A 1,058-nucleotide genomic window follows, 5' to 3' on the forward strand; every position below is an offset into this window, starting at 1 on the left:
GACAAACAAGTGGGTGGCCAAAAAGAACGCCATATCCTTTGACGCGGAGAAGCATGCATTCTCCATGTGGGGAGTGAATGCCATGGAGATACCGGGCATGAGTCTTGGGGCACTGGCAGTCCTGATGGGGGAACTGGGAAACGGATTCACAGAAAAGTTCACGTCGGCCAAGAGTTTCTGCAAGTGGTGCAACCTGGTGCCGAACAACAAGATCTCAGGCGGCAAACTTCTCTCGAGCAAGGTGCCGAAGCAGAAGAGCAGAGTCGGACAGGTGTTTAGGCTATGCGCAAACTCAGTGAAAAATGTCAAGACGGGACTCGGTGTATATTTCAGGAGGCAGAAGTCCAAAGGAGGCCATTTGCAAGCTATTGTAGCGACTGCGAATAAGATTGCCAGGATATTCTATACAATGGTAGTGAGCAAGAACCATTATGACGAGAGCAAGGTCGGACTTGATGAAAAGGAACTTCTTCAAAGGAAAATTGCTTTGGCACAAAGAACACTGGACAGACTCAATCTCAAGCTCTCTGTATCGCAAGGATGATAAATGTTATATAGTCGCCCCTCAAAAAGGCGACATCACATTTTTCATATAGACCTGCGTGATGAATTGGTATTGAAAATTTAAATTCAGCCTCCCACAGCACCACATAATCACTCTTTCAATTAGGCAAAAAAGAAGCCTCATGGCTCTTTTGAAGTTAAATGCGGCAGCTGCAAGCATAACATTGATGGAGTCTCCGAAGAGACCCTTGTAGAAGTTCCTCCCTAACCGGTGGTCCGCCTTGCAGTGGCCAATGACAGGCTCTATTCCTGCCCGCTTGCGGAAGAGTTTGTGCTTTTTGATCTTGGCGTACTGTGAATCTGTTTTCTTGGGCGTGTCCGGAATCATGATTTGTGTCTGCCCGCTCATGCTCTGCCCCCGGTATCCCCTGTCGCAGGCAAGAATTTTATTTTCCTGTCATACAGCCGCCTGACCTGCTCCATTGCCTTGTCTATCGTATGACCATCATACTCATTTCGGGCGTATAGCTCATTTTGCAGGCTGTTTTTTTGTA

1 protein-coding gene and 1 pseudogene are annotated in these 1,058 nt (G+C 47.4%); one reads left to right on the top strand and one right to left on the bottom strand.

Features of this window, described 5'->3' with window-relative positions; all coding sequences use genetic code 11:
* Nucleotides 1-544, top strand: a 544-nt coding sequence (locus tag HMPREF0645_RS14290; protein WP_007175497.1) for a transposase, incomplete at its 5' end; no start/stop codon positions are given.
* Nucleotides 545-565: 21 nt separating this feature from the next.
* On the opposite strand, the pseudogene HMPREF0645_RS12855 reads toward HMPREF0645_RS14290, so the two are convergent.
* Nucleotides 566-1,058, bottom strand: a pseudogene (locus tag HMPREF0645_RS12855) (transposase); the annotation flags it as partial.

This window comes from Hallella bergensis DSM 17361 (assembly GCF_000160535.1).
GTDB classification, from domain to species: Bacteria; Bacteroidota; Bacteroidia; order Bacteroidales; family Bacteroidaceae; genus Prevotella; species Prevotella bergensis.